This window comes from Pseudomonas peli, from assembly GCF_050563605.1.
Classification (GTDB): Bacteria; Pseudomonadota; Gammaproteobacteria; order Pseudomonadales; family Pseudomonadaceae; genus Aquipseudomonas; species Aquipseudomonas peli_A.
Window position 1 is genome coordinate 245274 of sequence record NZ_JBNXUH010000007.1, and the last position, 26510, is coordinate 271783.

Annotated in this window: 21 protein-coding genes and 1 tRNA gene; 7 read left to right on the forward strand and 15 right to left on the reverse strand. The window is 60.1% G+C overall.

Translation table 11 applies throughout. The features are described from left to right. Positions 1–100 precede the first annotated feature (100 nt). The 4 genes from ACQ4LH_RS11200 to ACQ4LH_RS11215 all read left to right on the forward strand — a co-directional run bounded on the left by ACQ4LH_RS11200 (position 101) and on the right by ACQ4LH_RS11215 (position 2656). Positions 101–709, forward strand: coding sequence for a 50S ribosomal protein L25/general stress protein Ctc (locus ACQ4LH_RS11200; protein ID WP_275963432.1), 609 nt, complete (start codon positions 101–103; stop codon positions 707–709). A 69-nt stretch (positions 710–778) separates the two neighbouring features. After that, the gene (pth, locus tag ACQ4LH_RS11205; protein ID WP_430697237.1) at positions 779–1369 is read left to right on the forward strand and encodes an aminoacyl-tRNA hydrolase; all 591 of its coding nucleotides are present in this window, start codon (positions 779–781) and stop codon (positions 1367–1369) included. Between the two features lie 32 nt (positions 1370–1401). Continuing rightward, a complete protein-coding gene (gene ychF / locus ACQ4LH_RS11210; protein WP_430697238.1) occupies positions 1402–2502 on the forward strand; it encodes a redox-regulated ATPase YchF in 1101 nt (366 codons plus the stop codon). 77 nt (positions 2503–2579) lie between these two features. Further along, positions 2580–2656: transfer RNA gene (locus ACQ4LH_RS11215), tRNA-Met, on the forward strand. Between the two features lie 492 nt (positions 2657–3148). Here ACQ4LH_RS11215 and ACQ4LH_RS11220 read toward each other — a convergent pair. The 12 genes from ACQ4LH_RS11220 to ACQ4LH_RS11275 form a co-directional block, all read right to left on the reverse strand. Next, the gene (locus tag ACQ4LH_RS11220; RefSeq protein WP_430697239.1) at positions 3149–4057 is read right to left on the reverse strand and encodes a DMT family transporter; all 909 of its coding nucleotides are present in this window, start codon (positions 4055–4057) and stop codon (positions 3149–3151) included. A gap of 3 nt (positions 4058–4060) precedes the next feature. Then, the gene (gene can / locus ACQ4LH_RS11225; protein WP_430697240.1) at positions 4061–4705 is read right to left on the reverse strand and encodes a carbonate dehydratase; all 645 of its coding nucleotides are present in this window, start codon (positions 4703–4705) and stop codon (positions 4061–4063) included. Positions 4706–4807: 102 nt separating this feature from the next. Next, on the reverse strand, positions 4808–6715 hold the full coding sequence (locus ACQ4LH_RS11230) for a bifunctional metallophosphatase/5'-nucleotidase (protein ID WP_430697241.1): 1908 nt from the start codon (positions 6713–6715) through the stop codon (positions 4808–4810). Positions 6716–6847: 132 nt separating this feature from the next. After that, entirely contained in the window at positions 6848–7300 is a 453-nt protein-coding gene (gene rimI / locus ACQ4LH_RS11235) for a ribosomal protein S18-alanine N-acetyltransferase (protein ID WP_430697242.1), read from the reverse strand. Between the two features lie 57 nt (positions 7301–7357). Then, positions 7358–8179 carry an energy transducer TonB gene (locus ACQ4LH_RS11240; RefSeq protein ID WP_430697243.1) on the reverse strand — a complete coding sequence of 274 codons (822 nt, stop codon included), beginning with the start codon at positions 8177–8179 and terminating at the stop codon, positions 7358–7360. Continuing rightward, positions 8176–9723: a 2-isopropylmalate synthase gene (locus tag ACQ4LH_RS11245; protein WP_430697244.1), complete on the reverse strand. Its 1548-nt coding sequence runs from the start codon at positions 9721–9723 to the stop codon at positions 8176–8178. Before ACQ4LH_RS11245 ends, ACQ4LH_RS11240 begins: the two co-directional genes overlap by 4 nt. A gap of 208 nt (positions 9724–9931) precedes the next feature. Further along, positions 9932–11176 (reverse strand): saccharopine dehydrogenase family protein, encoded by a 1245-nt coding sequence (locus ACQ4LH_RS11250; protein ID WP_430697245.1) that lies wholly within the window; start codon positions 11174–11176, stop codon positions 9932–9934. Positions 11177–11206: 30 nt separating this feature from the next. Then, the gene (locus ACQ4LH_RS11255) at positions 11207–12304 is read right to left on the reverse strand and encodes a carboxynorspermidine decarboxylase (RefSeq protein WP_430697246.1); all 1098 of its coding nucleotides are present in this window, start codon (positions 12302–12304) and stop codon (positions 11207–11209) included. Between the two features lie 281 nt (positions 12305–12585). Beyond that, the gene (locus ACQ4LH_RS11260; RefSeq protein WP_430697247.1) at positions 12586–14907 is read right to left on the reverse strand and encodes a DUF6160 family protein; all 2322 of its coding nucleotides are present in this window, start codon (positions 14905–14907) and stop codon (positions 12586–12588) included. Positions 14908–14918: 11 nt separating this feature from the next. Then, positions 14919–15530, reverse strand: a complete 612-nt coding sequence (locus tag ACQ4LH_RS11265; RefSeq protein ID WP_430697248.1) for a DUF6160 family protein — start codon at positions 15528–15530, stop codon at positions 14919–14921. After that, a complete protein-coding gene (locus tag ACQ4LH_RS11270) occupies positions 15520–16587 on the reverse strand; it encodes a hypothetical protein (protein ID WP_430697249.1) in 1068 nt (355 codons plus the stop codon). The genes ACQ4LH_RS11265 and ACQ4LH_RS11270 overlap by 11 nt, the downstream gene beginning before the upstream one ends. 2 nt (positions 16588–16589) lie before the next feature. Further along, complete coding sequence (locus ACQ4LH_RS11275; RefSeq protein WP_430697250.1) at positions 16590–17630, reverse strand: DUF6160 family protein; 1041 nt, start codon at positions 17628–17630, stop codon at positions 16590–16592. 289 nt (positions 17631–17919) lie between these two features. On the opposite strand from ACQ4LH_RS11275, the gene mksB reads away from it, so the two are divergent. From mksB to mksF, 3 genes are read left to right on the forward strand one after another with little or no spacing between them, the layout of a single operon-like run. Continuing rightward, complete coding sequence (mksB, locus tag ACQ4LH_RS11280; RefSeq protein WP_430697251.1) at positions 17920–19167, forward strand: Mks condensin complex protein MksB; 1248 nt, start codon at positions 17920–17922, stop codon at positions 19165–19167. Further along, positions 19164–19859 carry an Mks condensin complex protein MksE gene (gene mksE / locus ACQ4LH_RS11285; RefSeq protein ID WP_430697252.1) on the forward strand — a complete coding sequence of 232 codons (696 nt, stop codon included), beginning with the start codon at positions 19164–19166 and terminating at the stop codon, positions 19857–19859. Before mksB ends, mksE begins: the two co-directional genes overlap by 4 nt. After that, entirely contained in the window at positions 19856–22708 is a 2853-nt protein-coding gene (gene mksF, locus ACQ4LH_RS11290; RefSeq protein ID WP_430697253.1) for an Mks condensin complex protein MksF, read from the forward strand. Before mksE ends, mksF begins: the two co-directional genes overlap by 4 nt. 52 nt (positions 22709–22760) lie before the next feature. On the opposite strand, the gene ACQ4LH_RS11295 is transcribed toward mksF, so the two are convergent. Genes ACQ4LH_RS11295 through ACQ4LH_RS11305 form a run of 3 tightly spaced genes read right to left on the reverse strand, consistent with a single transcriptional unit; the run spans position 22761 to position 26326 of the window. Beyond that, positions 22761–25064 carry an MlaD family protein gene (locus ACQ4LH_RS11295; RefSeq protein WP_430697254.1) on the reverse strand — a complete coding sequence of 768 codons (2304 nt, stop codon included), beginning with the start codon at positions 25062–25064 and terminating at the stop codon, positions 22761–22763. After that, on the reverse strand, positions 25057–25680 hold the full coding sequence (locus tag ACQ4LH_RS11300; protein ID WP_430697255.1) for a paraquat-inducible protein A: 624 nt from the start codon (positions 25678–25680) through the stop codon (positions 25057–25059). The genes ACQ4LH_RS11295 and ACQ4LH_RS11300 overlap by 8 nt, the downstream gene beginning before the upstream one ends. After that, positions 25667–26326, reverse strand: a complete 660-nt coding sequence (locus ACQ4LH_RS11305; RefSeq protein ID WP_430697256.1) for a paraquat-inducible protein A — start codon at positions 26324–26326, stop codon at positions 25667–25669. Before ACQ4LH_RS11305 ends, ACQ4LH_RS11300 begins: the two co-directional genes overlap by 14 nt. Between the last annotated feature and the right edge of the window lie 184 nt (positions 26327–26510).

Genomic DNA, 26510 nt, shown 5'->3' on the forward strand with positions numbered 1-26510 from the left:
TGAGCGCAAACGCCCTGCCCTGATGGCAAGGCCTTTCAACCAACCGTCCCGTCGCTGGTCGCAAGCGTAACGGACGGTTTGGTTATTTTGGAGAAGTGAAATGACTGAATTTGCCCTGAATGCCGAAGTGCGTTCCGACCTGGGGAAAGGTGCGAGCCGCCGCCTGCGTCGTAACGTTGCCATGGTTCCTGCCGTAATTTACGGTGGCGAAAAAGCACCACAATCGATCAGCCTGCTGGCCAAAGAACTGGCCAAACTGCTGGAAAACGAAGCAGCCTACAGCCACGTGCTGAGCCTGAACGTAGCCGGCAGCAACGAAAGCGTGATCATCAAAGCCCTGCAGCGCCATCCAGCCAAAGGCTACGTGCTGCACGCTGACTTCGTTCGCGTAGTCGCTGGCCAGAAGCTGACCGCTATCGTACCTCTGCACTTCCTCAACCAGGAAACCTCGGTTGGCGTTAAGCAGCAAGGTGGCGAAGTTTCCCACGTACTGTCTGAAGTAGAAGTTTCCTGCCTGCCGAAAGACCTGCCGGAATTCATCGAAGTCGACATGGCTGCCGTTGAAATCGGTCAGATCGTTCACCTGGCTGATCTGAAACTGCCAAAAGGCGTTGAGCTGGTTGCACTGGCTCACGGTAACGACCTGGCAGTGGCTAACATCCACGCCTCGCGCGTTGTTAAAGATGCAGAAGAAGGCGCTGCCGAGTAAACCTCGCAGCGTCGGAAACCAGCCCGGCATGCGATTCTGCCGGGCTATTTCCACAAAAGGGCTCCTGACATGACTGCCGTACAACTGATCGTTGGCCTGGGTAACCCCGGCCCTGAATACGACCAGACCCGGCATAATGCAGGAGCCCTTTTCGTTGAGCGCCTGGCCGACAGCCAACGCATCAACCTAAGCCTCGACAAAAAGTATTTTGGCCTGGTTGGCAAATTCAGCCATCAGGGCCGCGATGTTCGCCTATTGATCCCCACCACCTTTATGAATCGCAGCGGCCAGGCCGTAGCGACATTGGCGAATTTCTTCCGCATTCCTGCAGAAGCCATTCTGGTGGCCCACGACGAGCTCGACATGCCGCCAGGCGTCGCCAAACTCAAACAGGGTGGCGGGCACGGCGGGCATAACGGACTGCGCGACATCATCGCCCAGCTCGGCAATCAAAATAATTTTTACCGCCTGCGGCTTGGCATCGGCCATCCCGGGCACAGCAGCATGGTCTCCAACTTCGTCCTCGGCCGCGCACCACGCAGCGAACAGGAACTGCTGGATACCAGCATCGACTTTGCCCTAGGCACCCTGCCAGAAATACTCGCAGGCGACTGGAGCAAGGCCATGCACAAGCTGCACAGCCAGAAAGCTACCTCCTAACTCTTTACCGCCATTCGCGCGAGGGACACACCATGGGATTCAACTGCGGCATCGTCGGCCTACCCAACGTCGGCAAGTCCACCCTGTTCAACGCCCTCACCAAATCCGGTATTGCGGCCGAGAACTTTCCGTTCTGCACCATCGAGCCGAACAGCGGCATCGTGCCGATGCCCGACCCACGCCTCGCGGCGCTGGCGGCCATCGTCAACCCCAAGCGCATCCTGCCGACCACCATGGAATTCGTCGATATCGCCGGCCTGGTTGCCGGCGCATCGAAAGGTGAAGGCCTGGGCAACAAATTCCTCGCCAATATCCGCGAAACCGATGCCATCGCCCACGTAGTGCGCTGCTTCGAAGACGAAAATGTCATTCACGTCGCCAACAGCGTCGACCCCAAGCGCGACATCGAGATCATCGACTTGGAACTGATCTTTGCCGACCTCGACAGCTGCGAGAAGCAACTGCAGAAAGTCACCCGCAACGCCAAGGGCGGTGACAAAGAGGCAGTCGTGCAGAAAGGCCTGCTCGAGCAGCTGATCAGCCACTTCAGCGAAGGCAAGCCCGCACGCAGCCTGATGAAGAACATGAGCACCGACGAAAAAGCGGTGATCCGTGGCTTCCATCTGCTTACCACCAAGCCAGTGATGTACATCGCCAACGTCGCTGAAGACGGCTTTGAGAACAACCCGCTGCTTGACGTCGTGCGCGCCATCGCCGACGAAGAAGGCGCGATCGTGGTGCCGGTGTGCAACAAGATCGAAGCGGAAATCGCCGAGCTCGACGACGGCGAAGAGAAAGACATGTTCCTCGAAGCCCTGGGCCTCGAAGAACCCGGCCTTAACCGCGTGATCCGCGCCGGCTACGAAATGCTTCACCTGCAGACCTACTTCACCGCAGGCGTCGAAGAAGTCCGCGCCTGGACCGTCCGCGTCGGCGCCACCGCCCCGCAGGCCGCTGGCGTGATCCACACCGACTTCGAAAAAGGATTCATCCGCGCCGAAGTCATCGCCTACAACGACTTCATCCAATACAAGGGCGAAGCTGGCACCAAAGAAGCCGGCAAATGGCGCCTGGAAGGCAAGGACTACATCGTTAAAGACGGCGACGTCATGCATTTCCGCTTTAACGTGTAAGCGATTGATCGCGCGCAGAAATTTTCACTCAACAGGGTTGACACCCAACCCCAAGACGCGAATAATGCGCGCCACTCGGCTACGTAGCTCAGCTGGTTAGAGCATAGCATTCATAATGCTGGGGTCCGGGGTTCAAGTCCCTGCGTAGCCACCAAACAAAACAAGGGTTTACCGAAAGGTAAGCCCTTTTTGTTTTCCTGGCGCCCCACAGTGCTCCTTTCTTGTCTTATTAGTCTCAGCTCAAGAGAGCAGCGCAATACCAGCCCCGCCCCTGCCTCCAAGTTAGCCAAACGCATGCTCAATAGAAGCTCATAGGCTCGCTATAGCGAAAGGCTTACACGCAGTGGCTGCAATCGCCTCTGTTAGCGCTTGCCTCTTGAACCTAATCTAAATACATCAAGTGAGCGCAGGACGTGCTCAGGATCATGGATGATCGACCATTGCCTCGGAGGCTGCTGACAGGACGCCAGGATGGTCTTGAAGAAACCCGCTTCGGCGGGTTTTTTGTTGCCTTGTGAAAAAGACTGTTGATTCTGATACTCCGTAGTCTTCCTAGACATCCGCAGCTGACCGGTTTATGCCCGTACCTTTTAGATTTGTATTGGCGAAGTCAGATGCAATACCGCCCGGCGCGTCATCCGCTCACTCAACGACTTCTCACTCGCCCCTGAGTGCCCAGCAACAATCCCACAAAGATCAGCGCGGCGCCGAGCCAGTGGTAGCTTTGCAAGCCCTCCCCCAGCAGTAGCCAACCCAGTACAGCGGTAAACACCGGCATCAGGTAGTTGGAGAGTGCTGCCTTGGCGGCGCCGAGTACTCGGATGGCGTGGTTCCAGGCGAGGTAGGCGAGCAGTGAGGCGAGGATCGCGGTGTAGCCGATGGCCGCCAGGTTGTGTAGCGTCACGCTGAAGTGTGCACCCTGGGCCAGTTCATACAGGTAGAACGGCAGAATCAGCGGTACGCCCAGCAGCATCAGCACGCCGAGCAGGGCCAGTGGCGGAATTGGCAGCAGATGAGCGGACCAGCGCCGTAGCAGCAATGAGTAGAGTGCCCAGTCGGCCACTGCCAGCAGCATGATCAGGTCACCCTGATTGAATGCCAGGCCACTGATGCTGGCCCAACTGCCTTTGCTGATCAGCACCAGCAAGCCGCCTGCGGCCACCGCCATGCCCCACCAGGCACGGCGGTGCGGCCACTCACCGAGCAGCAGGCCGGCGCCGATAAAGGTCATCAGCGGCAGGCAGGTGTTGACCAGGGTGATATTGATCGCAGCAGTGGTTTGCGCGGCGGCGTACAGCAGGCTGTTGTAGCCCGCGATGCCGAGGCCGGCGAGCACTAGCAAGCGCCAGCCGGCGGCGCGCAGTGCCGCGCGGTGTTGCCACAGCGGCTTGGCCACGAAGGGCAGCAGCAGAACCAGCGCCAGGCTCCAGCGCCAGAATGACAGGGCAAACGGCGGGATTTCGCCAGCAAACGCCCTGGCCACCAGAGCATTACCGGACCAGCACAGCGTCGCCAGTAGTAGGCCAGCCAGCGCGACACGCACAGAGGACTGCATGCCTTAGCTCTGGCCGAGGGGACGCAGGCGGTATTGCGGCGGCAGCTGCTCCATGCCGCTGACAGTGACGTTGAGGTTCTTCCAGCGGCCGTCCTTGATGCCGTAGATGCAGCCATGCACCGCCAGCGGCTGGCCGCGATGCCAGGCGTTCTGCACGATAGTGGTGTGGCTGACGTTGGCCACCTGCTGGATCACGTTGAGCTCGCAGAGGCGATCGACCTGCTCTTCCTCACTGGGCAATTGCCCCAGGTGTTCGCGGTGCTCGTAGTAGAGGTCACGAATGCTGCGCAGCCAGCCATCGATCAGGCCGAGCTGGCCGTCCTGCATCGAGGCGCGCACGCCGCCGCAGCCATAGTGGCCGGTGACCAGGATATGTTTGACCTTGAGCACATCGACCGCGTACTGGATCACCGACAGGCAGTTGAGGTCGGTGTGCAGCACCACGTTGGCAACATTGCGGTGCACAAATAGATCGCCCGGCAACAGGCCGACAATCTCGTTGGCCGGCACCCGCGCATCGGAGCAACCGATCCACAAGTATTCCGGCACCTGCTGCTTGGCCAGTTTGGCGAAGAACTCGGGATCTTCCTCTTTGATCGCCTCAGCCCAACGCGCGTTGTTGTCGAATAGGTGCTGTAGATCGCTCATGCTTCACTCCCGGATTCGTCGATGCGCACCATAGGAGCGCTACGGGCTTTTGACAAGCGCGGGTTAGCCGCCGTCACAGCAAACGGACGGCAGCGGGCTTGATCAGGCGCGGCGACGCAGCAACCAGAAAATCAGCAGCACGCCCGCCAACAGCACCAGGCTCACGCCCCATTGCAGCGGCCCGGCATAACGGTACAGCTCGGCAGGTTTCAGACTGGACACACGCAGCATGCGCTGCTCGGCGGCCGCGCCCTGGGTCGGGATATCGGCCAGGCCGTCGCCGTCCAGGTCCGGCATGCTGCGAATATGGTCAAGCAGCCCCTGCCACTCTTTGTATTCCTGCACCCCGGGCTGCTGCAGATCGGCATCGATGATCGCGTCCTTAATTGCCGCCAGCGGCCGGCCTTCGACATCCTTGGGCTGTACGCTGAGCAGGCCCTTGGTCAGGTCGCTGACCAACCAGGTAAAGCTGCCGACATAACTGGTGGCGCCGATGCTGTAGAGGCGCTGATCGGCCAGGTCCAACGGCGTATAGCCCTTGATCGGATCGCCCAGTTCAATCCGGCTTACCCGATCAAACGGCACACGCCAGGGGTTGTAGCTGAAGCGCAGGCCCGACACGCGCGGGTAATAGCTTTTGCTTTCGCGCACCTGATAGGCCAGCAGCAGCACTTCAAGCAGATTTTTCAGCTCCTGCCCGCTGACGTACACCTTGATCAGCGGATAACCCGGCGCATCATCCAGCTCGCCAACACCTAGCGGAGCAATGCGAAACAGATCAGACACCGCCTGCACACCATGCCGCCCCATGATCATGTTGTCGCGAATGGTGCCGTTACCGGTGAATGACACATCGCTGCCCGTGGCCTGGCGCAGGGCATCGGTAACCAGATTGCCGAGAATAGGGTCGTCATGGGCGCGGGTCAGGGTTTTGTCGACCTTGGCCAGCGGCTGATCGAAGGTGTAACCCTTGGGCGCCAGCATCTGTGCGCTGACCACCTGTTTGAAATCCTCGACCTTGGCGGTGATCGCGGCGCTGCCGGCAATCTGGTCATTGATCGGATGCAGTTGATAGTCGACAACCTGTGGTTTGCCGTCCGCCGGCAAACGCATGCGCAGCTCGCCCAGGTGCTGGATCTCTGAACCGGCCTGCATTACCGGCGTGCGACCGCCCACCAGTAGCGGTTGCGCCAGCGCGGTGTGCGAGTGGCCACCGACGACGATATCGATGCCCGGCACCTGCTCGACTAGCTCAACTTCCTCACCGCGCCAGCTGCCATCCTCCTGCTGCACCACGCCCATATGCGAAAGCAGAATCACCACTTCGGCGCCCTCCTCGCGCAACTTGGCGACCATGGCCTGGGCGGTCGTGACAGGGTCGGCAAACACCGCCGGTTTGATCATCGGGCTGACCGCCACGGCGTTGTTGCCGAGCAGGCCGAACAGGCCAAAACGAATGCCGCCCTTGTCGATCAGCTTGTATGGCGCAATGCGCCCGGCCTCGTAGTGCGCTTGCAGGCTGTCGTCTTCTTTGTGCGCGGGATCGAAGCCGAGGTTGCTCGAAAGCAGCGGCATCAGCGCAGCGCCTTTGACCTTGTGCGCCGAGCTGATCATCGCGGCCAAGCCGGCCGGACGAAAATCGAATTCGTGGTTACCCAAGGTCGCAGCGTCGTAGCCCAATTCGGTCATCAGGCGCAGCTCGCCGCCGGTTTCGCGGGTTACGGTGTGAAACAGCGTGCCCATGCTGAAGTCGCCACCATCAAGCAGCAGCACCGGTTGTTCACCGGCAGCGGTACGGCGTTGTTCCAGCAAGGTAGCCAAGCGCGCGACACCGCCGACGGTGTCGTCATCGCCGGTGGTGGCGGGGGAATATTCGTTGTTCGGGCCAAAGCCGAGCAGGCGTGATTGCCAGTCGTTGGTGTGCAGGATGGTAAAGCTGCGTTCGGCACTGAGGGCCTGAGCGGCGGTGAATAGGCAGAACACCGCGAGCAACGAAGCAGACAGGCGCATGACAAATCCTTAGGGCAATGGGCCGAATACCGCTGCAGCTGAGGCAGCGCGCGCCAGTATGCGACAAGCCCTGCGTCAGGTCAGCGGCGAATAGCGCCGCGCGCGGTAGCCAATCGTGTCAGCACCCGAGCTCTAATCAAACAGCGGGCAGACCATCACCAGGGCGTCTTCGCGGCCGCCGACGGCAGGGTAGTAGTCGCGGCGCCGGCCGACTTCGTTAAAGCCGTAGCGCTCATACAGGCGATAAGCCACCTGGTTGCTCGCGCGCACTTCCAGAAAGCAATCATTGGCGCCCTGCTGCTGGGCCTGCTGCATCAGGTGTTCGAGCAGCTTGAGGCCCAGTCCACGGCCCTGGCTTTCCGCCTTGACGGTGATATTGAGCAGGTGCGCTTCATCCATGATGATCTGGATCACGCCGTGGCCGACCTGCTGCTCGCCCTCGAACATCACCCAGCAGTTGTAGGAGTTCAGGCTGTCGGTAAAAATGCCGCGCGTCCAGGGATGGCTGAAGGCGGCGTATTCAATTTTCAGCACCGCGTCGATATCCGTCGCAGTCATCGGGCGGAAGCTGATTGCATCACTCATTCGGGTTGACTCGGCAAGCAGTAGAAACCTCGACCCGCAGGCCGGGAAACGATGTATTCAATGGTTGGCCAACCAGCGCTGACGGACGCGACGCATGGCCTGCCACAGCTCACGCTTGCGCTCGGGCTCATCCATCAGCAACTCCAGACCCGGTAGCGCCCAGGCAGCGCCCAGTCCCTCGACCTGCAACTCACGGTTATAAGCGTCGGCAGTGGCCTCACCGGCGAAGCGAATAGCCGGCAAACCCACCAACCACAGGCAACTGCAGGGCTCCTGCTCTTCCAGCCGCGCGCCAACAAAGCTCTGCACATATTCCAGCGCCGCTTGCGGGCCCTGGTCGATCTGCCCCCGCACCAGCAGCGGCCAGCGCACCGGCTCACCAATCAATTGCGGGCTGTCCGGCAGGCCGGCGGCGCGCAGCAGATCCTTGAGCAACAAATAAGCCGGGTCGCGGCCCTGCAGTGGCTCGCCAGTAGGCAATTCCACCAGCACCGCACAGGCGCCAGCACGCAGCAATTGCAGGGCAAAGCGCGGCGGCGCGACGGACGTTGGCTGGGGCGTTACCTGCGCTTCGGCGTCAGCTGCAACGGCTTCAACCTTGGCCATGCGCCCCTGAGGCGCCGGACGCGGCACTTCGATCTTGGGCCGGGCAACTGGCGCGACAACGGAGGTTTCGGCAAGCGGCGGCTCGTAGGCCGGCGCTGCTTCAGCCACCGACTGTGGCACTGCTGTGGCTGCCTCGGGTTCGGGTTCAGGCTCAACGAGCGGTTGCAGCAGCTCCGGGCGTGAGGGCGCGGCAAACGGCAGCTCCACGCGCGGCAGCCAACTGGCTACCTGCATGGCGCTCAGGTAGGCACGCCGGCGCAGTTCTGCAATCAAACGTCAGCCGCCTGTGGATGGGCTTTTTGCCCGGCCTGCATCAGGTTCAGCGCATTGATATAGGCCTTGGCCGATGCCACCAGAATGTCGGTATCGGCGCCATTACCGTTGACGATGCGCCCGCCCTTCTCCAGACGCACGGTCACCTCGCCTTGCGAATCGGTGCCCTGGGTGATGGCGTTGACCGAGTACAGCTGCAGGGTGGACTGAGAACTGGCGATCGACTCAATGGCCTTGAAGGTCGCATCCACCGGCCCCGAACCTTGCGCGTGGCCGTTGTGCTCGGCGCCGTCGACGCTGACAACCACCTGGGCTTGCGGCACTTCGCCGGTCTTGCTGGCGACATCCAGGGTCACCAGCTTGAAGTGCTCTGGCGCTTCCTCAGCCAGGGTATCGGAGACCAGGGCCTGCAGGTCTTCATCGAAGATTTCGTGTTTCTTGTCCGCCAGCGCCTTGAAGCGGGCGAAGGCCGCGTTCAGTTCGGCTTCGCCGGCCAGGGCGATGCCCAGCTCATCCAGACGCGAGCGAAAGGCGGCGCGCCCGGAGTGCTTGCCCATGACCATCTTGTTGGCGTTCCAGCCGACCGACTGCGCGGACATAATTTCATAGGTTTCGCGGTGCTTGAGCACGCCGTCCTGGTGAATGCCCGACTCGTGGGCGAAGGCGTTGGCGCCGACGATGGCCTTGTTCGGCTGCACCGGGAAACCGGTGATGCCGGAGACCATACGCGAGGTGCTGAGGATATGCGGGGTGTCGATACGCGTGTGCACGCCGAGCAGGTCTTCGCGGGTCTTGATCGCCATGACGATCTCTTCCAGCGCGGCGTTACCGGCGCGCTCGCCGAGGCCGTTGATGGTGCACTCGACCTGACGGGCTCCGGCCACTACGGCAGCCAGGGAGTTGGCCACGGCCAGGCCCAGGTCGTTGTGGCAATGCACGGAGAACACTGCCTTATCGGCGTTGGGCACGCGGTTGAGCAACTGGCGAATGGTCTCGGCGTACTGGTGCGGAATCGCATAACCGACGGTATCCGGGATATTGATAGTGCGAGCGCCAGCATCGATGGCCGCTTCGATAATGCGGCAGAGGAAATCGATCTCCGAACGGCCGGCATCCTCGCAGGAAAACTCGACATCGCTGCACAGGTTGCGCGCACGCTTGACCGCGTGCACGGCCTGCTCGACCACCTGATCCGGCTGCATGCGCAGCTTGTATTGCATATGAATCGGGCTGGTGGCAATAAAGGTGTGAATGCGCCCGGAGTTGGCGCCTTTCAGTGCTTCGGCGGCGCGGTCGATATCGGCATCCAGCGCCCGCGATAGGCTGCACACGGTGCTGTCCTTAATGCTATCGGCAATCGCCTTGACCGCGGCGAAGTCGCCGGGGCTGGCGATGGCAAAACCGGCCTCGATCACGTCGACGCGCAAGCGCTCCAGGGCCTTGGCGATGCGCAGCTTTTCTTCACCGGTCATGGACGCGCCGGGGCTCTGCTCACCGTCACGCAGGGTGGTATCGAAAATAATGACGCGGTCGTTGCTGCTCATGCTGGTTTCCTCACGGAGTCGCCGTAGCACGCACCCGACATTGGGGCGCGTGTCGATAAGGGTTGATTGTCGCGTGAAATGCCACGGGCGGGAAGCGCGGCGCGCATCGCGGCTAAAGCCCCTCCCACGGGCCAGAAAGCAAAACGCCCACCAAAATGGCGGGCGTTGAGCTGACTGAGCGAGCTAGAGTCCGGCTAGAGACAGCCGATCAAAGCGCCTGGTCCCAGGGACGATCACCGTCCTTGTCTTTGATACGCGTCGGCAGCCCCATTACATCGAGCAGCTTGAGGAACGGCTCGGCCGGCAGCTGTTCAACGTTGGCCATGCGCGCCACATCCCAATCGCCACGAGCGACCAGCAGTGCAGCTGCGACCGGCGGTACGCCTGCGGTATAGGAAATACCCTGGCTGTCGGTTTCCACAAACGCGTCCTTGTGGTCGGCGACGTTGTAGATAAACAGCTCGGCCGGTTTGCCATCCTTGGTGCCTTTGACCAGATCGCCAATGCAAGTCTTGCCGCTGTAGCCCGGCGCCAGCGAGGCTGGGTCCGGCAGTACGGCCTTGACCACTTTCAGTGGCACAACTTCGAGGCCTTCGGCGGTTTTCACCGGTTGCTCGGAGAGCAGGCCGAGGTTTTTCAGTACGGTAAACACATTGATGTAGTGCTCACCGAAGCTCATCCAGAAACGCACGTTTGGTACGTTCAGGTGCTTGGACAGGGAATGCACTTCGTCATGCCCGGTCAGGTACAGATTCTGCTCGCCGACCACTGGCAGGTCGTCGGTGCGTTTGACTTCAAACATGCTATTGCTGGTCCACTGGCTGTTCTGCCAGCTCCAGACTTGGCCGGTGAATTCACGGAAATTAATTTCCGGGTCGAAATTGGTGGCGAAGTACTTGCCGTGGGAACCGGCGTTGACGTCGAGGATGTCGATCGACTCGATGCTGTCGAAGTACTGCTGCTGCGCCAATGCGGCATAGGAATTGACCACGCCCGGGTCGAAACCGACGCCAAGGATCGCGGTGATGCCTTTGTCCTGGCATTCGGCCAGGTGCTTCCACTCATAGTTACCGTACCAAGGCGGCGTTTCGCAGACCTTGCCCGGTTCTTCGTGGATGGCGGTGTCGAGGTAGGCGGCGCCGGTATCGATGCAGGCGCGCAGCACCGACATATTGAGGAAGGCCGAACCCACGTTGATAACGATCTGCGATTCGGTTTCACGAATCAGCGTCTTGGTTGCTTCAATATCCAGCGCATTCAGGGCATAAGCCTGGATTTCGGCCGGCTGCTTCAAGCTGCCCTTGGCCTTTACGCTGTCGATGATGGCCTGGCATTTGGAGATGTTGCGCGACGCGATAGCAATACGACCGAGTTCGTCGTTGTGCTGCGCGCACTTGTGGGCCACCACCTTGGCGACACCTCCTGCACCAATGATCAGAACATTCTTCTTCAATTTCTTTATCTCTCCTTTAACCGCCAGCTGTCAGGACAGGCTGGACAGGTAATCGTCAAAGCCAAACTCGCGAACCACCTCGACGCTGCCGTCGAGTTGCTTCACCACGATGGACGGCATTTTCAGGCCGTTGAACCAGTTTTTCTTGACCATGGTGTAACCCGCTGCGTCGATAAACGACAGACGATCGCCGATGGCCAGCGGACGATCGAATTGGTACTCACCGAAGATGTCACCTGCCAGACACGACTTGCCGCACACCATGTAGGTGTATTCGCCGTTGCAGGGGTCCATCTTGGCGTTGAGCCGGTAGATCAACAGATCGAGCATGTGTGCTTCGATGGAGCTGTCGACCACGGCCAGATGTTTGCCGTTGTACAGGGTGTCGAGCACCGTGACTTCCAGAGAGGAGCTCAGGGTGATCGCCGCTTCGCCCGGCTCGAGATACACCTGCACGCCGAAGCGCTCGGAGAAGGCCTTGAGCCGTGCGCAGAACTGATCGAGCGGATAGTCATCACCGGTGAAGTGAATGCCGCCACCGAGGCTGACCCACTCGACCTGTTCAAGCAGGTGGCCGAAACGCTCTTCAATAGTGGTCAGCATCTGGTCGAACAGCTCGAAGCTGCCGTTCTCACAGTTGTTGTGGAACATAAAGCCGCTGACCTTATCCATCACCGCAGCGATCTTTTCCGGGTCCCACTCGCCGAGGCGGCTGAATGGGCGCGCCGGGTCGGCCAGCAGGTAATCCGAGCTGCTCACCTGCGGATTGACGCGCAGGCCGCGCACCTTGCCGGCGGAGGCTTCGGCGAAGCGCTCGAGCTGGCCGATGGAGTTGAAGATGATCTTGTCGCAGTTGGCGAGCATCTCGTCGATTTCATCATCCGCCCAGGCCACGCTGTAGGCGTGGGTTTCACCGGCGAACTTCTGCCGACCGAGCTTGAGCTCGTACAGCGAGGACGAAGTGGTGCCGTCCATGTATTGCTGCATCAGGTCGAATACCGACCAGGTGGCAAAGCACTTGAGCGCCAACAGCGCCTTGGCACCGGAGTGCTCGCGCACGTAGGCGATCTTCTCCAGGTTGCCCAGCAGCTTTTGCTTGTCGATGAGGTAGTACGGCGTCTTGATCATCTGCGTGTCTGTGCCCCGAGTGCTATGCAAGGTCGGCCGGCAGGCAATCAGCAAAGCTGACCCCTCCCCGAAAAGTGGAGGCGAATTGTGCCGACAACCGGCACATATCGAAAGAGCAACGGGGATATTTCCTCGATTCAGCGACCATTGGCAACGACTGGGCGGCCAACGTGAAGCAACCGGCGCGCTCTATAACGCGCCAGCAGAATGACCAACAAGGATGACAGGGGCATGACGGCAGACAGGTGCGCGAAGCGCCAGCGCGGCGCTTACTCTGCGAGTCAGTTGATCGGCGTCGCCGTCAGGTTGGCGCGGATATCGGCGTTCTGCAGTTTGACCCCGTACATCGAAGTCACTGCACCGCCGGTGGGATGGACGTGCTGAATCCGGTCGATATTCACTTCCTTGAAGTGCACCCGACCGTTGACCGCAAAGCCCAGCGGATCGGGACTGACCGGCGTACAGCCGGAGGCCGTCTTGTTGCAGACTTTGGTCGGCGCCACATCGAGGTTGAGGTCGACGTTGAAGCCATAGGCGTTGGCGTTCGGGTTGCTCGGGTTGCCGTCGGAGGTATGGAAGTTATCCACCACCAGCTGGCTACCCGTGCCGTTCACCCCGTTGACCCGCCCGGTTTCGATGATGATCTGGTTACGCTTCTCGTTGCTCGATACGGCGTTGGCCGGATTGCCGGAACCATCGCGCACAAAGACGTTCTTCAGCTTGACCGAAATACCTTCATCGCCACGATCTTCCCAGCGCCCGCCGCTGGCCACGCACGCCGCCGAAGAGCCGCCACTGCCGCCCACGCACAGTGCGCCGGCACCGCCCGAGCTGATGGCCAGGGTCGAGCCCTGCTCATAGCGTTTGAGCACCAGGCGGCCAATGCTGCTGCCGGTTAGGCGGTCGCCCCAGCGCACATTGGCAACATCCAGCTTCGACCAGTAGGTGCCTTTGCGCAGCTCGACGCCGTTGTTGCTGATATCCAGCGAGCCTTCACGATAATGCATTTCATAGCTGCTGCCCGACAGCCACAGGCCGCGACCGTTTTCATCCACGGTGATCGCCGCATTGGCCTCGGTGATATAGAAGTCGGCGTTATAACGCAGGCCATCGCCCACGGCGCCACCGGCGCGCAGAGTGACCTGGCCATTGAGGGTGAAATCATAGGCCGGGAAGATTTCCATCAGCACCAGCAGCTCGGTGCCGCCCTGCAGTGGCGCGTCGGCGCTGCCGACCCGCAAACCATCGAAGCTGTAGCTGCCGACGATGTTCTTCAGCCCCAGACGCATGCCATCGAAGTGGCCGTTATAGCCTCCACTGTTTATGTCGCTGTTGCTGCCGGCATAGCAGCCCGCGCTGACACCGGCCGCGCAGCTCTTGGTCAGATCGAAACTGAACTGGCCTGTGCCGTGGGTGCGCAAGCCGCTGAACCACATGGTGTTGCCGTTATCGGTCAGCGCCAGCGAACTGTTGACCATATTCCAGCTGAGGTCGGCACTGATGCCCTTCTGCCCGGAGTTGGGGTCGCCGCCCGGGCGCAGTTTCAACCAGTTCTGCCGCGCGCCCTGATCGAGAAAATTCAGATCCACCGCCAGGCCGCCGAGCTTCTGATTGCTCGGATTACCCATGATCAGGCCGCCCAGGGTGGCGTTGAACTTGAGGTCCTGAAAGGCGATTTTGGCGTAGCTGCCAGCGCCGTCCTGCTCCAGATCCAGGGTCAGCCCCGCGTTGCTGATCAGGCTGCCGGCGAAGTTCTCGGCGCGCAGCACGCCTTCGTCCTGATACTGGAACAGGCTGTTGGCGATGGTGATATTCGGTTTGATCCGCAAGCCTTCGCCACTAGCGCCGCCACCAGCAATGCTAACGCTGCCGCCTAAGCGCAGGTCCATATCCAGCTTGCCGAAACTGCGCTGCGCATCGACATCGCGCAGATCAGGACTGCCCGGCGTCACCGCCACACCTGGAGTCGGGTCGCCATGGGCCAGATCGAGGCCGATACCGGCAATCGAGCCGACAAAGCGTGAGGTACCCAGGTCCAGTTTGATCTCCTGGCCACTGCCGCCGCTGACGATATCCAGATAGGCGTTGTTCAGATAGGTATCGAACGACAGGCCTTTGACGATCAGGTCAAAGCCATTGTCGCGGTAATAAAACGTTGCTGCGCTCAGCGACAGCTGGCTGTCATCCACGCTAAAACCGCTAACGCCGCTGGCCCCACCACCGCTCAGCTTGAGGCTGGCGCCGAGGGTGAAGAAGGCGCGAAAGGCACCAAAGCTTTTGCTGCTACCGGCCAGTTCGATGTTATCCACGCTTAGCACCTGAGCACTGCCGCTGTGCTGCACCTGCAGCTGATCACCGACCACATCGAGCGTGGTGGTCGAGCTGCTGCCGGCAACCTGCGGCGTGCTGCTGACGCCTTTCAGGCTGAGGGTCTGACCATCTTGGCTGTAATCCACACTGCCGGCCGACCAGCCTGCGCCTGTGGTTTGCAGGCTGATGCCATCGCGCCCGCTGACGGACGACAGCGCCTGATCATCCAGCGCCTGCATGGCCTGCGTCAGTGGACTCAGAAGTGCGAGCAATAACAGCGAATGACGGTGCATGGCCCTGCTCCTCAGTTCTGCGGAAAGATCAGCACGTTGCCCTGCATACGGATGGTGCCGTCGATCTTCGCCGAGAAGATATTGGTCTGCTGATACGACGGATTACCGCCATTGGCCACGCTCAAGGACTTGTTCTGCCAGCCGCCCTGGTTAGCCACACCAAAGGCAAAACTGCCGTCCTTGAACTTCACCTCATTGGGCAAGCCGAACTCCAGCACATCCTGATTAAAGGCTGCGCCATCACCGTTAAAGCCACTATTGATGGTGCGCGTACGTAGGGTCAGGCCCTCAAAACTGAACACGCCCTTGAGGTTATCCAGCACATACCAGCCGCCCTCTGCCTCGGTCAGTACCGCGATCCGCAATCCGCAGTGTTCAGGCGCGGTCGCGCCAGGGGTCGCACAACTGCGCTGAGTAGCGGCCCAAGTAGCCGGATTATTGTTCAGCGGAATGCTCCAGAGCACGCCACCATCCTTGTTGATACTGAGCTCTCCAGATAGGTAAACCCCACCCTGACCATTTAACTCACTGAGGGTCGCGTCATCTAGCGGTTGCATGTCAGCCAGGACAGGCAGAGACAGGCATAGCAGGCAGCTGGCAAGTGCTTTCGCTTTAGAGATCACGGCTGGTCACCTTCAAGTAGTTGAAGCTAAAACCACGGATCTCACTCTGGCCAAAGTTATAGCCGCCAGTCGGTACCTGCCCATAACCTGGCCGGGTACCACCGAAGTTGAGGTTGCCAATGACAATGTTGGTACGTGGGGCATTGGCGTAGAAATCATCGGCGCGGCTTTTGCCAATACCACTGAGGGTGGTCACGTTGGCACCAGGATTATTCGGATCACGCACCGGGTTAGGCAGTTCAAGAGCGAATTGGCCATTGCTTGCAACATCGAATAACAGCGGCTGACTCTTGCCGTAGCCAAGGGAAACATTGGCATAGGCGTTGGTCAGGTAAACAGTGCGGGCGGCCTGTTCGGCAACAGTCACACAATTACTCGCCCCAGCGGCACAAGACATCATTTCCAGAGTCTTGGCGTAAATATTCAAACGCGCCTCGCCCACCAACTGTGCACGACTGCTATCGCCCCACAACCGCAAATAAGAACCGTCCATCACCAGCTCGGCCACATCGATATTCAACACATCCACCCGATTCGGAGCCACTTTGAAATCGAAGCGAACCCCCAGGTCAACCCGCTCGGAAGCACGACTGGAGCACCGGCTACCCGCAGCCGCATAACCATCGATACAGGCTTGACCGCCGGCTCCGTTAATCATTGCTGGGAAAGCCAACTCCAACACCGACAGGTTATTGGGTGTGGTCTGCACGAATGCACCATCGTCACGCAAGCTGCGCAAGTCCTCGCCCTTTACTAATCCGACGGTAAAAGGCTGGCTAAGTCGGCCAATGCTGGCCGGATTCAACAGTGCGCCTTTGTTACTGCCGCTTGCGCCGAGATAGAACTCTTTGACCGAGATGGGTACGTTCTGCCCTGAGCCGTTGTTAATGTCATTGATAGTGATGGTGGCCTGACTGGCATCAAACAAAATGCCCTCAAGGGCAAAACCGATACCAGCCCCCTGTACTTCGGACAGTTCGCTATCCTCCAGCGCAACCATGTCCGCCTGCACCAGGCCGATGAACGAAAAACCCAACACAAGTAACAAGTAGTTCATGACTAGCACCCCCGGTCAGCCGTACCGAAACAGGTGTCCTGGCGAGGAATGCCATTGAAGGCTTCCTGAAAACTGGTATTGATCGCGGCGGTACCATCGGCGTTACGCGGGATATTCATAAAAGCCCCAGCCAATGCAGTGATGAACTTGCTGGCATCCTGCTGATCACGCCATTGCACGTTCTGACTCTGCATAGAGAGAAAAACCCCCTTGGCAGCACTGACAAACTGTTGATTGTTATTGGCGTTCAACGTCCCGATAGGAAAGCTGCCGTAGTTAGCCAGTGGGAAACAGGTGGTCGTGCTCAACAACTCACAGTTACTGGAAGAAAACAGGCTGAGCAGAAAATTATCGAACCCCGAGCCTGCTGGAATTGAGAGCTTTTGCCCATCGATCATACCGATCATGGTCGCACGCACAGGATCAGCATCCCCCCCCCCGTTAACCAACTGGGCCTGAGCACTGAAATTGCTGTCGGCATAGGCCCCTCCGACCAAGCCTCTAGCCCCGGCACAAATCAGGTCATACCAAGCACAGCTCATTTGAGTGGCCAGATAACTGCCCTTGCCATACAGGTCAACGGCGATATTGCCGGTGACACGATTAATATCACCAGACAGATAGCCTTGAGCCTCACTAAACCCGAGCCGCACGCCCACTACCTTGTTGCCCGAATATGCCAATTCAAGGAAAGGGTTTTTAATCAGGAATGGGTTCACTTGGCCAGTCACATCGTTAACCGTACCTAAGGCAAAGTTATTGATATCTATATCTGCTGTATTCGCCGCCTCACCGGCTCTCGGGTACAGGCCCAGTTGCATTTTCTTGATATTCAACTGGGTGGCCATGTCCATACCGAAATTAATTCGGGTGAAATCAATGCCGTTGGCACTGTCTGTGGTCAGGTTGATAAAGGCCTGACCGGTCACCTCCGACAGCTCGCGATCTTCCAGCTCGACCATTCCTGCGTGGGCAGTGCTGCTGATTAATCCAGCACAGATCAAGGCGAGCGCAGTTTTGGCAAAACCAAGGGTCGGACGCATGGCTGATTCCCTGTCGTTCTTATTTGAATGGCCGAGCCCTGCGGACTCCACGCCTTGATTAGCACTATAAAAAGTCGGCCGGCTAAACGTGCCGACCCATAGTCGAGAAATCCCCAAAAATCCGCCCCTACTCCACAGCAGAGCGCCGCCACGCTGTTACCCATCACCACAACCAGGGTTACACGCACGCAGGCAACTCCGAACAGACGATGACTGACACTCAAGCCTTGGCCACGGCTTGCAGTACAATCGGCGTTTTTTGCGAAAAGCCCGCGGAGCGGATGCCCCGATGATTGATCCCAAGCGCGTACTGCGCGCCCTTGCCGAACACTGGACGTTGCTGGAACCGCTGTGCGAGCGTTTCGATGCCGGCACCCTGAGCCTGGTGGAGCTGCGCAACCAGCTGGCCGCACAGTTGCCCGAAGGCACGCCAACCGATGTCACCGCCCTGCTCGACCAGTGGATTCGCCTGGATATCCTAGTGCCGGTGGCCAAGAGCCCGAATCGCTTCGAGCTGAACGCGCAGATTCACGACTTCCTCGCCTACCTGCGCCGCGAACACCGCCTGGGCCTGTGCCTGGAAATCGAAGCCTATCTGCGCCATCTGGAGCGCCTGGCCGGCTATATCAAGGACGCTTTCGAGGTGCGCGACGCCGCCGACCTGGCGCGCCAGCTGCGTTTGCTGGATATGCGTGTGCGCGATGTATTGAAGAAGCTGGCCAACGACGAGCAGGCCCTGGTCGCCGTAGCCGATCGCGCCAAGACATCAGATAGGCAAATCCCCCTGCGTCAGCGCTACGCCGAGGTGCTGGCCACCTGGGACGAATACGTTGAACCGATGATCCAGCTGGTGGCCGCCGACGGCGCCTTCGAGCAAGGCGTCTACCGCGTCGAACATGTGCTGCTGCGCCTGCTGGGCGAACAGCAGCGCCTCGGCCAGCTGGTGGATGACGACCTGCTGCTGCGCACCCACGCGCGCATCCTGGAAATGCAGACCACCGCCCAGCTGACCCTGCGCCGCGCCCGCGAACTGCTGCTGCCGCTGCGCGAGGAAGCGCGCCGGCATAACGCCGTGACCCGTGGCGCGGCCCTGGCCCTGGCGGCGATCCGCAAGAAGGGCCTGGACGCCGTACCGCAGGCGTCCCTGCCGCTGTTCAGTCGCCCGCAAAGCACCTTTCTCGGCACCGCATCGCAGGTCGAGGCCTATGTCTATGCCCTGGCCCGTTTCGAGCCCAAGCCGGCGCAGTTTCCCAAGGCGCATGCCAGCCGCAAAGGCGAAGCCCCGCGCGCGCCACGCACAGCGCGGGAGATGATCGAACGTTGCGAACAGGCCCTGCCGCTGCCGGATCTGATGGTCTGGCTGCTGGAACAGGAACCCGAAGGCGCCACCGACGAATTGCTCTACTGGTTCTCGCGCCTGTCCCGCGATGGCCGTTTCCAACGCGAGCGCCTGGAGCGCCGCGACTACCTCACCCGCGAGCATCAGGTCAGCCTGAGCTCCTTTGCCCTGATCAAGCCGGCCGGGACCACCGTATGAATATCGACCTGAAAGAACTGACCCAGCTCGCCCCGATCTTCCGTGAGCTGTTCAAGGGCTACCACATCAGCCGCAGCAACCCGGAGCTCTACAGCCAGCTGGCCGGCCAGCAGGACCAGTACCGCGGCCTGTTCAAGGCCCTGGGCTATGAGCTGACCTGCGACAGCCGCGGCTTCTACTATTTCGTCCCCGAGCAGATGGGCGCCCAGGTCAACAAGACCGCTCAGCGCCTGGCGCTGTTCACCTTTATTCTGGTTGAACACCTCGCCGACCAGGGCCGCGACCCACTGGCGGTGCTCGACGGCGGCAGCCTGGGCCGTGACGAGCTGCCGGCTCTACTGGAGAAGTACCGTGACCTGTTTCTGCAGGCCGAAGTCACCACCCAGGAAGAGTTGGAAGAAAAGGTCATGCGCCGCCTGACCCAACTGGGTTTTGCCAGCGAAGACAACGGCATCTACCGCTTCCTCGCGCCGATGCACCGCTTCCTCGATGTCTGCCTCTCCGTACAGCAGGACCGCGATCTGGCGGCGACGCTGCACAGCGCCCTACCGCTGCCGGCGCCAGTACTGCTGGATGATGAGGCCGAAGACGAAATCATCAGCCTCGCTGAAGACGATGCCGACGAATCCGAAGAAGACGCCCTGGCCCGCGCCATGGCCGAAGAACGTGACGCCCAGGAGACCCTCGCATGAGCCAGGAACGCTACGGCATCCGCCGCTTCGCCCTACTGAATACCGCCGGTTACAGCCTCGGCCTGTTCCCCCTGGAAAACCCGCTGTCGGTGTACGGGGCCAACAACCTGGGTAAATCCGCCTCGATCAACGCCCTGCAGTTCCCGATTCTCGCGCGCATGTCGGACATGAGCTTCGGCAAGTACAGCCTGGAGCAGTCGCGCAAGTTCTACTTCGCCAGCGACACCAGCTATATCCTCGTCGAAGTCGTACTGCCCCACGGCCCCCACGTAATCGGCGTGGCCGGGCGCGGCCCAGGCGGCGGCTTCGGCCACCAGTTCTTCGCCTACCAGGGCACCCTGGACCTGGAGCACTACCAGAAGAACGGCACCTGCCTGCGTCAACGCGAGCTGTTCAACGCTCTGGAACGCGAAGGCATCAAGGCCTACGAGCTCAAACCCGAGGAGCTGCGCCGCCTGCTGGTCGGCGGGCATACCTCGATTCCGCTGGACCTCACTCTGATCCCGCTGCGCTCCACCAGCGAGCAAAGTCTGAAGACCTTCCGCGCGCTATTTATCAACCTGCTGCATATGCGCGAAATCACCGCCGCCAAGCTTAAGCAGCTGTTCCTCGACGCCTTCGAACACAGCCTGCGTTCGGGCAGCGTCGACTATATCGCTGCCACCGAAGAAGCCTTCCGCGATGTGCGGCGCATGGAGCAGGACTACCAGGCGCTGGTTACCGCCGGCCCCTTGATCGAAGCCCTGGCCGCCGGTGTGGCCCAGCGCGAACTGCTGCGCGGCAAGCTGCATCGCCTCTCGCCGCTGCTCGACTCGCTGCTCGGCACCTGGCAGGACTACGCCGGCGCACGCCGCGAAGAGCTGGTGATTCAGGCCGAACACTACCGTGGCGAGCAAGACGGCCTGCAGCACGAGCAACGTGGCGGCACCCAGGAGCTGATGCGTATGGAGCGCGAAATCAGCGAAATCCAGCGCTGGCTCGGCGAGCTGTCGGTACTGAAAAACCGCTTTGCCCTGGTCAACGATGCCAAGGTGCTGGAAGAGCAGCTGCTGGCCGCCAAGGATGCCCACGACGAGCTGGCCGGCGCCCTGGCGCAGTCGCGGCAGTTCTCCGCCGAGGATCTGGATGAGCGCCTGCGCGATCTGGAAAAACGCCTGAAATCGGTGAAGCAACAACTCGAACACGCCGACAACAACAGCTACTCACGCCTGCGCGAAGAATTCAGCCAGCAGGACGTCGACCGCCTGATGCGCCTGTTCAATGGCCAGCTGTTCAGCCTGCCACTCGGCGAGAAAGGCATTCAGGTGGCCGAGGGTGATGCCTGGGTCAAATCCCTGGAAGCCATCCTCGACGGCTTCAAGGGCGAACACTTCGAAGTGCCCGGCCTGACTATCGACCTCTCGCATATCGAGCCCCCAGCCCTGCAGGCCCTGGCTGACCGCGCGGCCCTGCGCGACCAGAAGGACCGCCTCGACCGCGAATACAAACAGCTGAAAACCCAGCAGGCGGTAGCCTCCGACCGCGCCGCGAGCAAGGCCCAGGCCGAGCAGTTCTACCAGGCCGTGCTGGATGCGCAGAAAGCCCTGGAAGACTTCCGCCGCAGCCAGACCCTGGCCGTGGAAGAGCCGCAGAAACTGGAGCAGCTGGCGCAGCTGGAGGCCGCTCAGGACGAACTCAAGCGCGCATCCGATGCCTTTACCGAGCGCGTGCAGCAGCTCTCCGCCAAGCTGCAACTGGTGGGCCGTCAGCTCGCCGATCTGGAAGCCAAGGAACGCACCCTGGAAGATGCCCTGCGTCGCCGCCAGCTGCTGCCGGCCAACCTGCCGTTCGGCACACCCTTTACCGACCCGGTGGACGACAGCCTCGACAACCTGCTGCCATTGCTCAACGACTATCAGGACGCTTGGCAGGGTCTGCAGCGTGTAGACGGGCAGATCGAGGCGCTGTACGCCCAGGTACGCCTCAAGGGCGTGGCCAAATTCGACAGCGAAGATGACGTCGAACGCCGCCTGCACCTGCTGGTCAACGCCTATGCCCACCGCCAGGACGAAGCCATCACCCTGGCCAAGGCGCGCCGCGCCGCGGTCACCGATATCGCACGCACCCTGCGCAATATCCGCAGCGACTACGACAACCTGGAACACCAGCTGGCGCTGTTCAACCGCGAGATCAACAAGCGTCAGGTGTCCAACCTGGAAAGCTTCCGCATCGTCCTCGCACCGAACAAGGACGCGCTTAAGCATATCGACCAGATCATCCACAGCGCCGGCCAGTATGAAGAAGGCGAAACCCTCTCGGTGTTCGACCTGCAGCAGAGCAGCGAGCAGGACAGCAAGAACGAGGAAGCCAAGGATTATCTGTCGCGCCTGGTTGCCGCCAACCATAACCAGCTGGGTTTGAAGGATCTGTTCGAATTGGCCTTCGAGATCACCAAGGTGCACGGCCAGCCGGTGATCCACACCGATATCGATGGCGCAGCATCGAACGGCACCACCATGACCATCAAGGCGCTGACCAACATGTACCTGTTGCTGCACCTGATGGACCGCGACCAGGCCGGCAAGGTGCGTTTGCCTTACTACCTGGACGAAGCAGCAGATATCGACGAGAAGAACCAGCAGGCGCTGATCGAAACCAGCCTGCAGCTGGGCTTTGTGCCGATCCTGGCGTCGGTGAAGCCGCAAGTCTCGGCCCACGTAGCCATCGACCTGGAAGGCGGTAGCGGGCCAAATGGCATCTATATCGACGAAGCGGATTGGAAATATATCCAGCGTCGCGACAGCGCCAAGAACAAGGCTGAAACCACAACCACAACCACAACCACAACCACAGCAACCGAGCCAGCCTAACGCTGGCTCACCCGCCATAAAGCACAAGGGCCGCAATTGCGGCCCTTGTCGGTTATTTCTCCAGCGCTATCTTCGGCGCCCAGCGTAACCACTCTTCACTCACCTCATCATGCAGGGCAAAGGTCTGCCCCGCCTGCGCCGGCCCACCCATCTGCGGGTTATCCGGTGAGGCGAAGGCGATACCGCCCTCCAGCAGAGCTTCCAGCGATTCGGTGCGCACCTTCACGCCACTGAACAACCCTGCATCCACCCCGATGCCACTGGCATTCCAGAAGCGGCTGCCGCTGCGTACCAGCGGCGCATAGCGCGGCTCGATCAGCACATGAATCAGCACCCGATCCGAGGTCGGACCAAGTTCAAAATCAGTCACCTTACCCACTGGCACTTCACGGTAACTGACCACCACACCCGGCTTGATCGAACCGCGCCGCGCCGCACTCAACACCAGACGCAGACCTTGCTCACGGGTATTGGCTTTAGGCGGTGCTGCGGCGGCAGTAAAGCTCATCTGCGCAGCGCCCTTCTGATTCGAGGGCTGTACTTCCAGGTACTGGCCGGTGACCAAAGTTTCCAGGTTGGCGGCACGGGTCAGGCTGACCTCGGGCTTGACCACCCAGAACTGCGTGCCTACACGGGCAATCTGCTGCGTCGCCTGGGTAATCCGCGCATACAGAATCACCGCCTGCAGATCATCCGTCAGCTCGATGCGCTCCACCTTGCCCACTTCCAGCCCCTTGTAGCGAATAGCCGTACCTGGGCTCAGCCCATCGCCACTGGGTACACGAATAGTCAGCTCAACGCCTTTCTGCAGCGCCATTTCCTGGCTGCTGTGCAAACTAAAGCGCTCGACCCGCTTATTGCTTCTGGGTGCATTAGGATTCGGTGTTTCAAAGGCGATGCCGCCCGCCAGCAAGGTTTGCAATGACTCGCTCTTGACCTCAACGCCGGACAGCCCGCCCTTCAAGGTAATGCCGCTGGCATTCCAGAAGCGCGTGCTGCTGTTCACCAGATGCGCATGCTCAGGCTCGATGTGCACGCCAAACGCGACCTGCTTGTCGTCACGCGACAACTGGAAACTCTGCACCGTGCCGACCTTGACCTGCTTGAACAAGATAGGGCTGCCCACTTCCAGAGAGCCGCGCGTGTCGCTGAACAACACCAAGTGCAAGCCAGGGGCAGATAGGTCGAGCGGTGGAGCTTTGGCTCTGGCGACAAAATCACGCAACGGTGGGTTGCCGGCATCACCTGGCCGAATAGCGATGTAGTTGCCCTTAACCAGCGCCTCCAGGCCGGTTATTCCGGCCAGGGAAATCGACGGCTTGACCACCCAGAAGTCGGTGCCTTCAACCAGGTAGTCTTCGGTACGTGGGTCCAGCATCAACTCCACCCGTGCACCGCTGAGATCCTGATCAACCTTGAAGGTCTTCATATGGCCGACCTGAATGCCCTTGTACATCACCGGCGTGCGCCCAGGCTCCAGGCCTTCAAACTCATGCAGCTTGAGCGATACGCGAATGCCGGCCTGGGCGCTGTCAAAGTCCTCGTATAGGCGAAATGGCAGAGTCGGATCGGTCGGCGGGCTGTCCTTGCGATGCTCCGGCGTGGCGAAGGCAATCCCGCCAGCAACGATGCTTGCCAGTGATTCGGTACGCACTGTCACACCTGACAGCCCCGCATCGATAGACACGCCGCTGGCATTCCAGAAGCGCGTATGTTTGCGCACCAGGGAGGCAAACTGCGGCTCGATGAACACCTTAACTTCGATCAGATTTTGATCTTCAACCAGGGCATAACTCTTCACTCGACCCACCTGGATCTGCTTGTAAAACACCGGACTGTCACGATTGAGCGAGCCAAGACGCTCGGCCTTAAGAGTCAGGTGCAATCCAGGCGCGGTGTCAGCCAAAGGCGGCGGCTCGGTCAGCGCAGTGAATTTACGCGTAGGTTCGCCGTCACCTGGGCTGGCGGTGATGTAGTTACCCGACACCAGGGTTTCCAGACCCGTGATACCGGCCAGCGAAACGCTCGGTTTGACCAGCCAGAAGCGTGTATTGGTGCGCAGGTGCTGCTCAACTCGCTTATCCATCTCCAGAGTGGCGCGCACACCGCGCCGCTCGCCGCTGTCATCCAGCTCCAGGCCTATGACCTTACCGATGGGCATGCCCTTGAAGATCACCTCGGTCTTGCCCGGCTGAATGCCATCACCGCTGGCAAACATCACCTGAATCTCGATACCGGCTTCGTTGTAGGCACGCCAACCCAGCCAACCACCGATAAGCAATGCAATCAGTGGCAAGACCCAAATAGCCGACCAATTCGAAGCTGGACGCGCTTTAGCCAACGGCAAATCATTCATGGTGGTCATCCGAGTCCGTGTTATCCCAAATCAAGCGGGGGTCAAAGGTTAAAGCGGCCAGCATGGTCAACACCACCACACTGGCAAACGCGGTAGCGCCATAGCCGGGAACAATACTCGCCAAACTGCCGAAATTAACTACCGCCACCAATATCGCGATGACGAAAATATCCAGCATCGACCAGCGCCCAATCCATTCAATAAAGCGGTACATCAACACGCGCTGACGCGCTGACATCGGCTGATGTCGCTGTACTGAGTACAGCAGTAGAGCAATACCGACCAATTTGAAGGTCGGCACCACAATGCTGGCGATAAACACCACCGCGGCAATCGGCAGCATGCCGTAGTTCACCAACTCGATAACGCCCGACATGATGGTGTCGGACTGCCCCTTGCCTAACGCGTTGACCGTCATGATCGGCAACAGGTTGGCCGGGATATACAGCACCGCAGCCGTCAGCAACAACGCCCAAGTGCGCACCAGACTATTGGGCCGGCGCGCATGCACATGCCCACCGCAGCGCGTACAAAACTGCTCGCCATGCTCGCTCTGCATGGGGTTGAGCTGGTGGCACTCATGGCAAATCAGCAGCCCTGCATCAATCGCCCGCATGCTCATCCTCCCCCGACAAGGCCTCCCATATCTGGTGGGGCGACATCGTCACTTCTAACCAGATCTGGACCAGTAATAGTGCGACAAAACACAGCATCCCTAGACCAATGCTCAACTCGGCCAGATCGACCAACTTCACAATGGCCACCAGGATACCCATCAGATAAACCTCGAGCATGCCCCACTCACGCATATGGTGATAAATGCGATACAGCAGCAGGCCATAACTGCGGCCAATATCCAGTCGAATACTCAGTAGCACAGCGAACTGGCATAACAACTTGAGCAACGGCACCGCCATGCTGCAGAGGAATACCACCACAGCCACGCTCTGCATGCCGCTGTTATACAGGCCGAGCACACCTGTCCAGACGGTGTCCTTAGTGACCTGCCCCAGTAGATTGAGCTGCATGATCGGCAGGAAATTAGCCGGTATGTACAACAACAAAGCGGCAATCACCAACGCCATGCTGCGTCGCACGACCTGCGCGCGATGGGTATACAGCTCATAACCACAGCGCGGGCATTCAACTCGCTCACCCGCGCCAGCCTCAGGTTTGCGCAACAATAGATCGCACTCATGACAGGCAATCAGCTGCTTAAGCTCAAGCTCGGAATGTGGCTCAGAGAGTGCCGGACCGGCCATAGAAAGAACCCTGATAGAAATACGCTTTGCATCATAGCCATGCGCTGTTTAGTTGCCTATCAAAGGCTCACCTGCTTGGTTTTTTTTCGCAGCGCAAAGTAAAACCCCCGACCGTTTTCACGATCGGGGGTTTTGGTATAGGTGCTTGACGATGACCTACTCTCACATGGGGAAACCCCACACT

Bases quoted from the DNA above. Each gene is read 5' to 3' on its own strand.
- ACQ4LH_RS11200 (WP_275963432.1), top strand. From the start codon at position 101: ATGACTGAATTTGCCCTGAATGCCGAAGTGCGTTCCGACCTGGGGAAA.
- pth (WP_430697237.1), top strand. From the start codon at position 779: ATGACTGCCGTACAACTGATCGTTGGCCTGGGTAACCCCGGCCCTGAA.
- ychF (WP_430697238.1), top strand. From the start codon at position 1,402: ATGGGATTCAACTGCGGCATCGTCGGCCTACCCAACGTCGGCAAGTCC.
- ACQ4LH_RS11220 (WP_430697239.1), bottom strand. From the start codon at position 4,057: ATGCAGTCCTCTGTGCGTGTCGCGCTGGCTGGCCTACTACTGGCGACG.
- can (WP_430697240.1), bottom strand. From the start codon at position 4,705: ATGAGCGATCTACAGCACCTATTCGACAACAACGCGCGTTGGGCTGAG.
- ACQ4LH_RS11230 (WP_430697241.1), bottom strand. From the start codon at position 6,715: ATGCGCCTGTCTGCTTCGTTGCTCGCGGTGTTCTGCCTATTCACCGCC.
- rimI (WP_430697242.1), bottom strand. From the start codon at position 7,300: ATGAGTGATGCAATCAGCTTCCGCCCGATGACTGCGACGGATATCGAC.
- ACQ4LH_RS11245 (WP_430697244.1), bottom strand. From the start codon at position 9,723: ATGAGCAGCAACGACCGCGTCATTATTTTCGATACCACCCTGCGTGAC.
- ACQ4LH_RS11255 (WP_430697246.1), bottom strand. From the start codon at position 12,304: ATGATCAAGACGCCGTACTACCTCATCGACAAGCAAAAGCTGCTGGGC.
- ACQ4LH_RS11260 (WP_430697247.1), bottom strand. From the start codon at position 14,907: ATGCACCGTCATTCGCTGTTATTGCTCGCACTTCTGAGTCCACTGACG.
- ACQ4LH_RS11270 (WP_430697249.1), bottom strand. From the start codon at position 16,587: ATGAACTACTTGTTACTTGTGTTGGGTTTTTCGTTCATCGGCCTGGTG.
- ACQ4LH_RS11275 (WP_430697250.1), bottom strand. From the start codon at position 17,630: ATGCGTCCGACCCTTGGTTTTGCCAAAACTGCGCTCGCCTTGATCTGT.
- mksB (WP_430697251.1), top strand. From the start codon at position 17,920: ATGATTGATCCCAAGCGCGTACTGCGCGCCCTTGCCGAACACTGGACG.
- mksE (WP_430697252.1), top strand. From the start codon at position 19,164: ATGAATATCGACCTGAAAGAACTGACCCAGCTCGCCCCGATCTTCCGT.
- mksF (WP_430697253.1), top strand. From the start codon at position 19,856: ATGAGCCAGGAACGCTACGGCATCCGCCGCTTCGCCCTACTGAATACC.
- ACQ4LH_RS11295 (WP_430697254.1), bottom strand. From the start codon at position 25,064: ATGAATGATTTGCCGTTGGCTAAAGCGCGTCCAGCTTCGAATTGGTCG.
- ACQ4LH_RS11300 (WP_430697255.1), bottom strand. From the start codon at position 25,680: ATGCGGGCGATTGATGCAGGGCTGCTGATTTGCCATGAGTGCCACCAG.
- ACQ4LH_RS11305 (WP_430697256.1), bottom strand. From the start codon at position 26,326: ATGGCCGGTCCGGCACTCTCTGAGCCACATTCCGAGCTTGAGCTTAAG.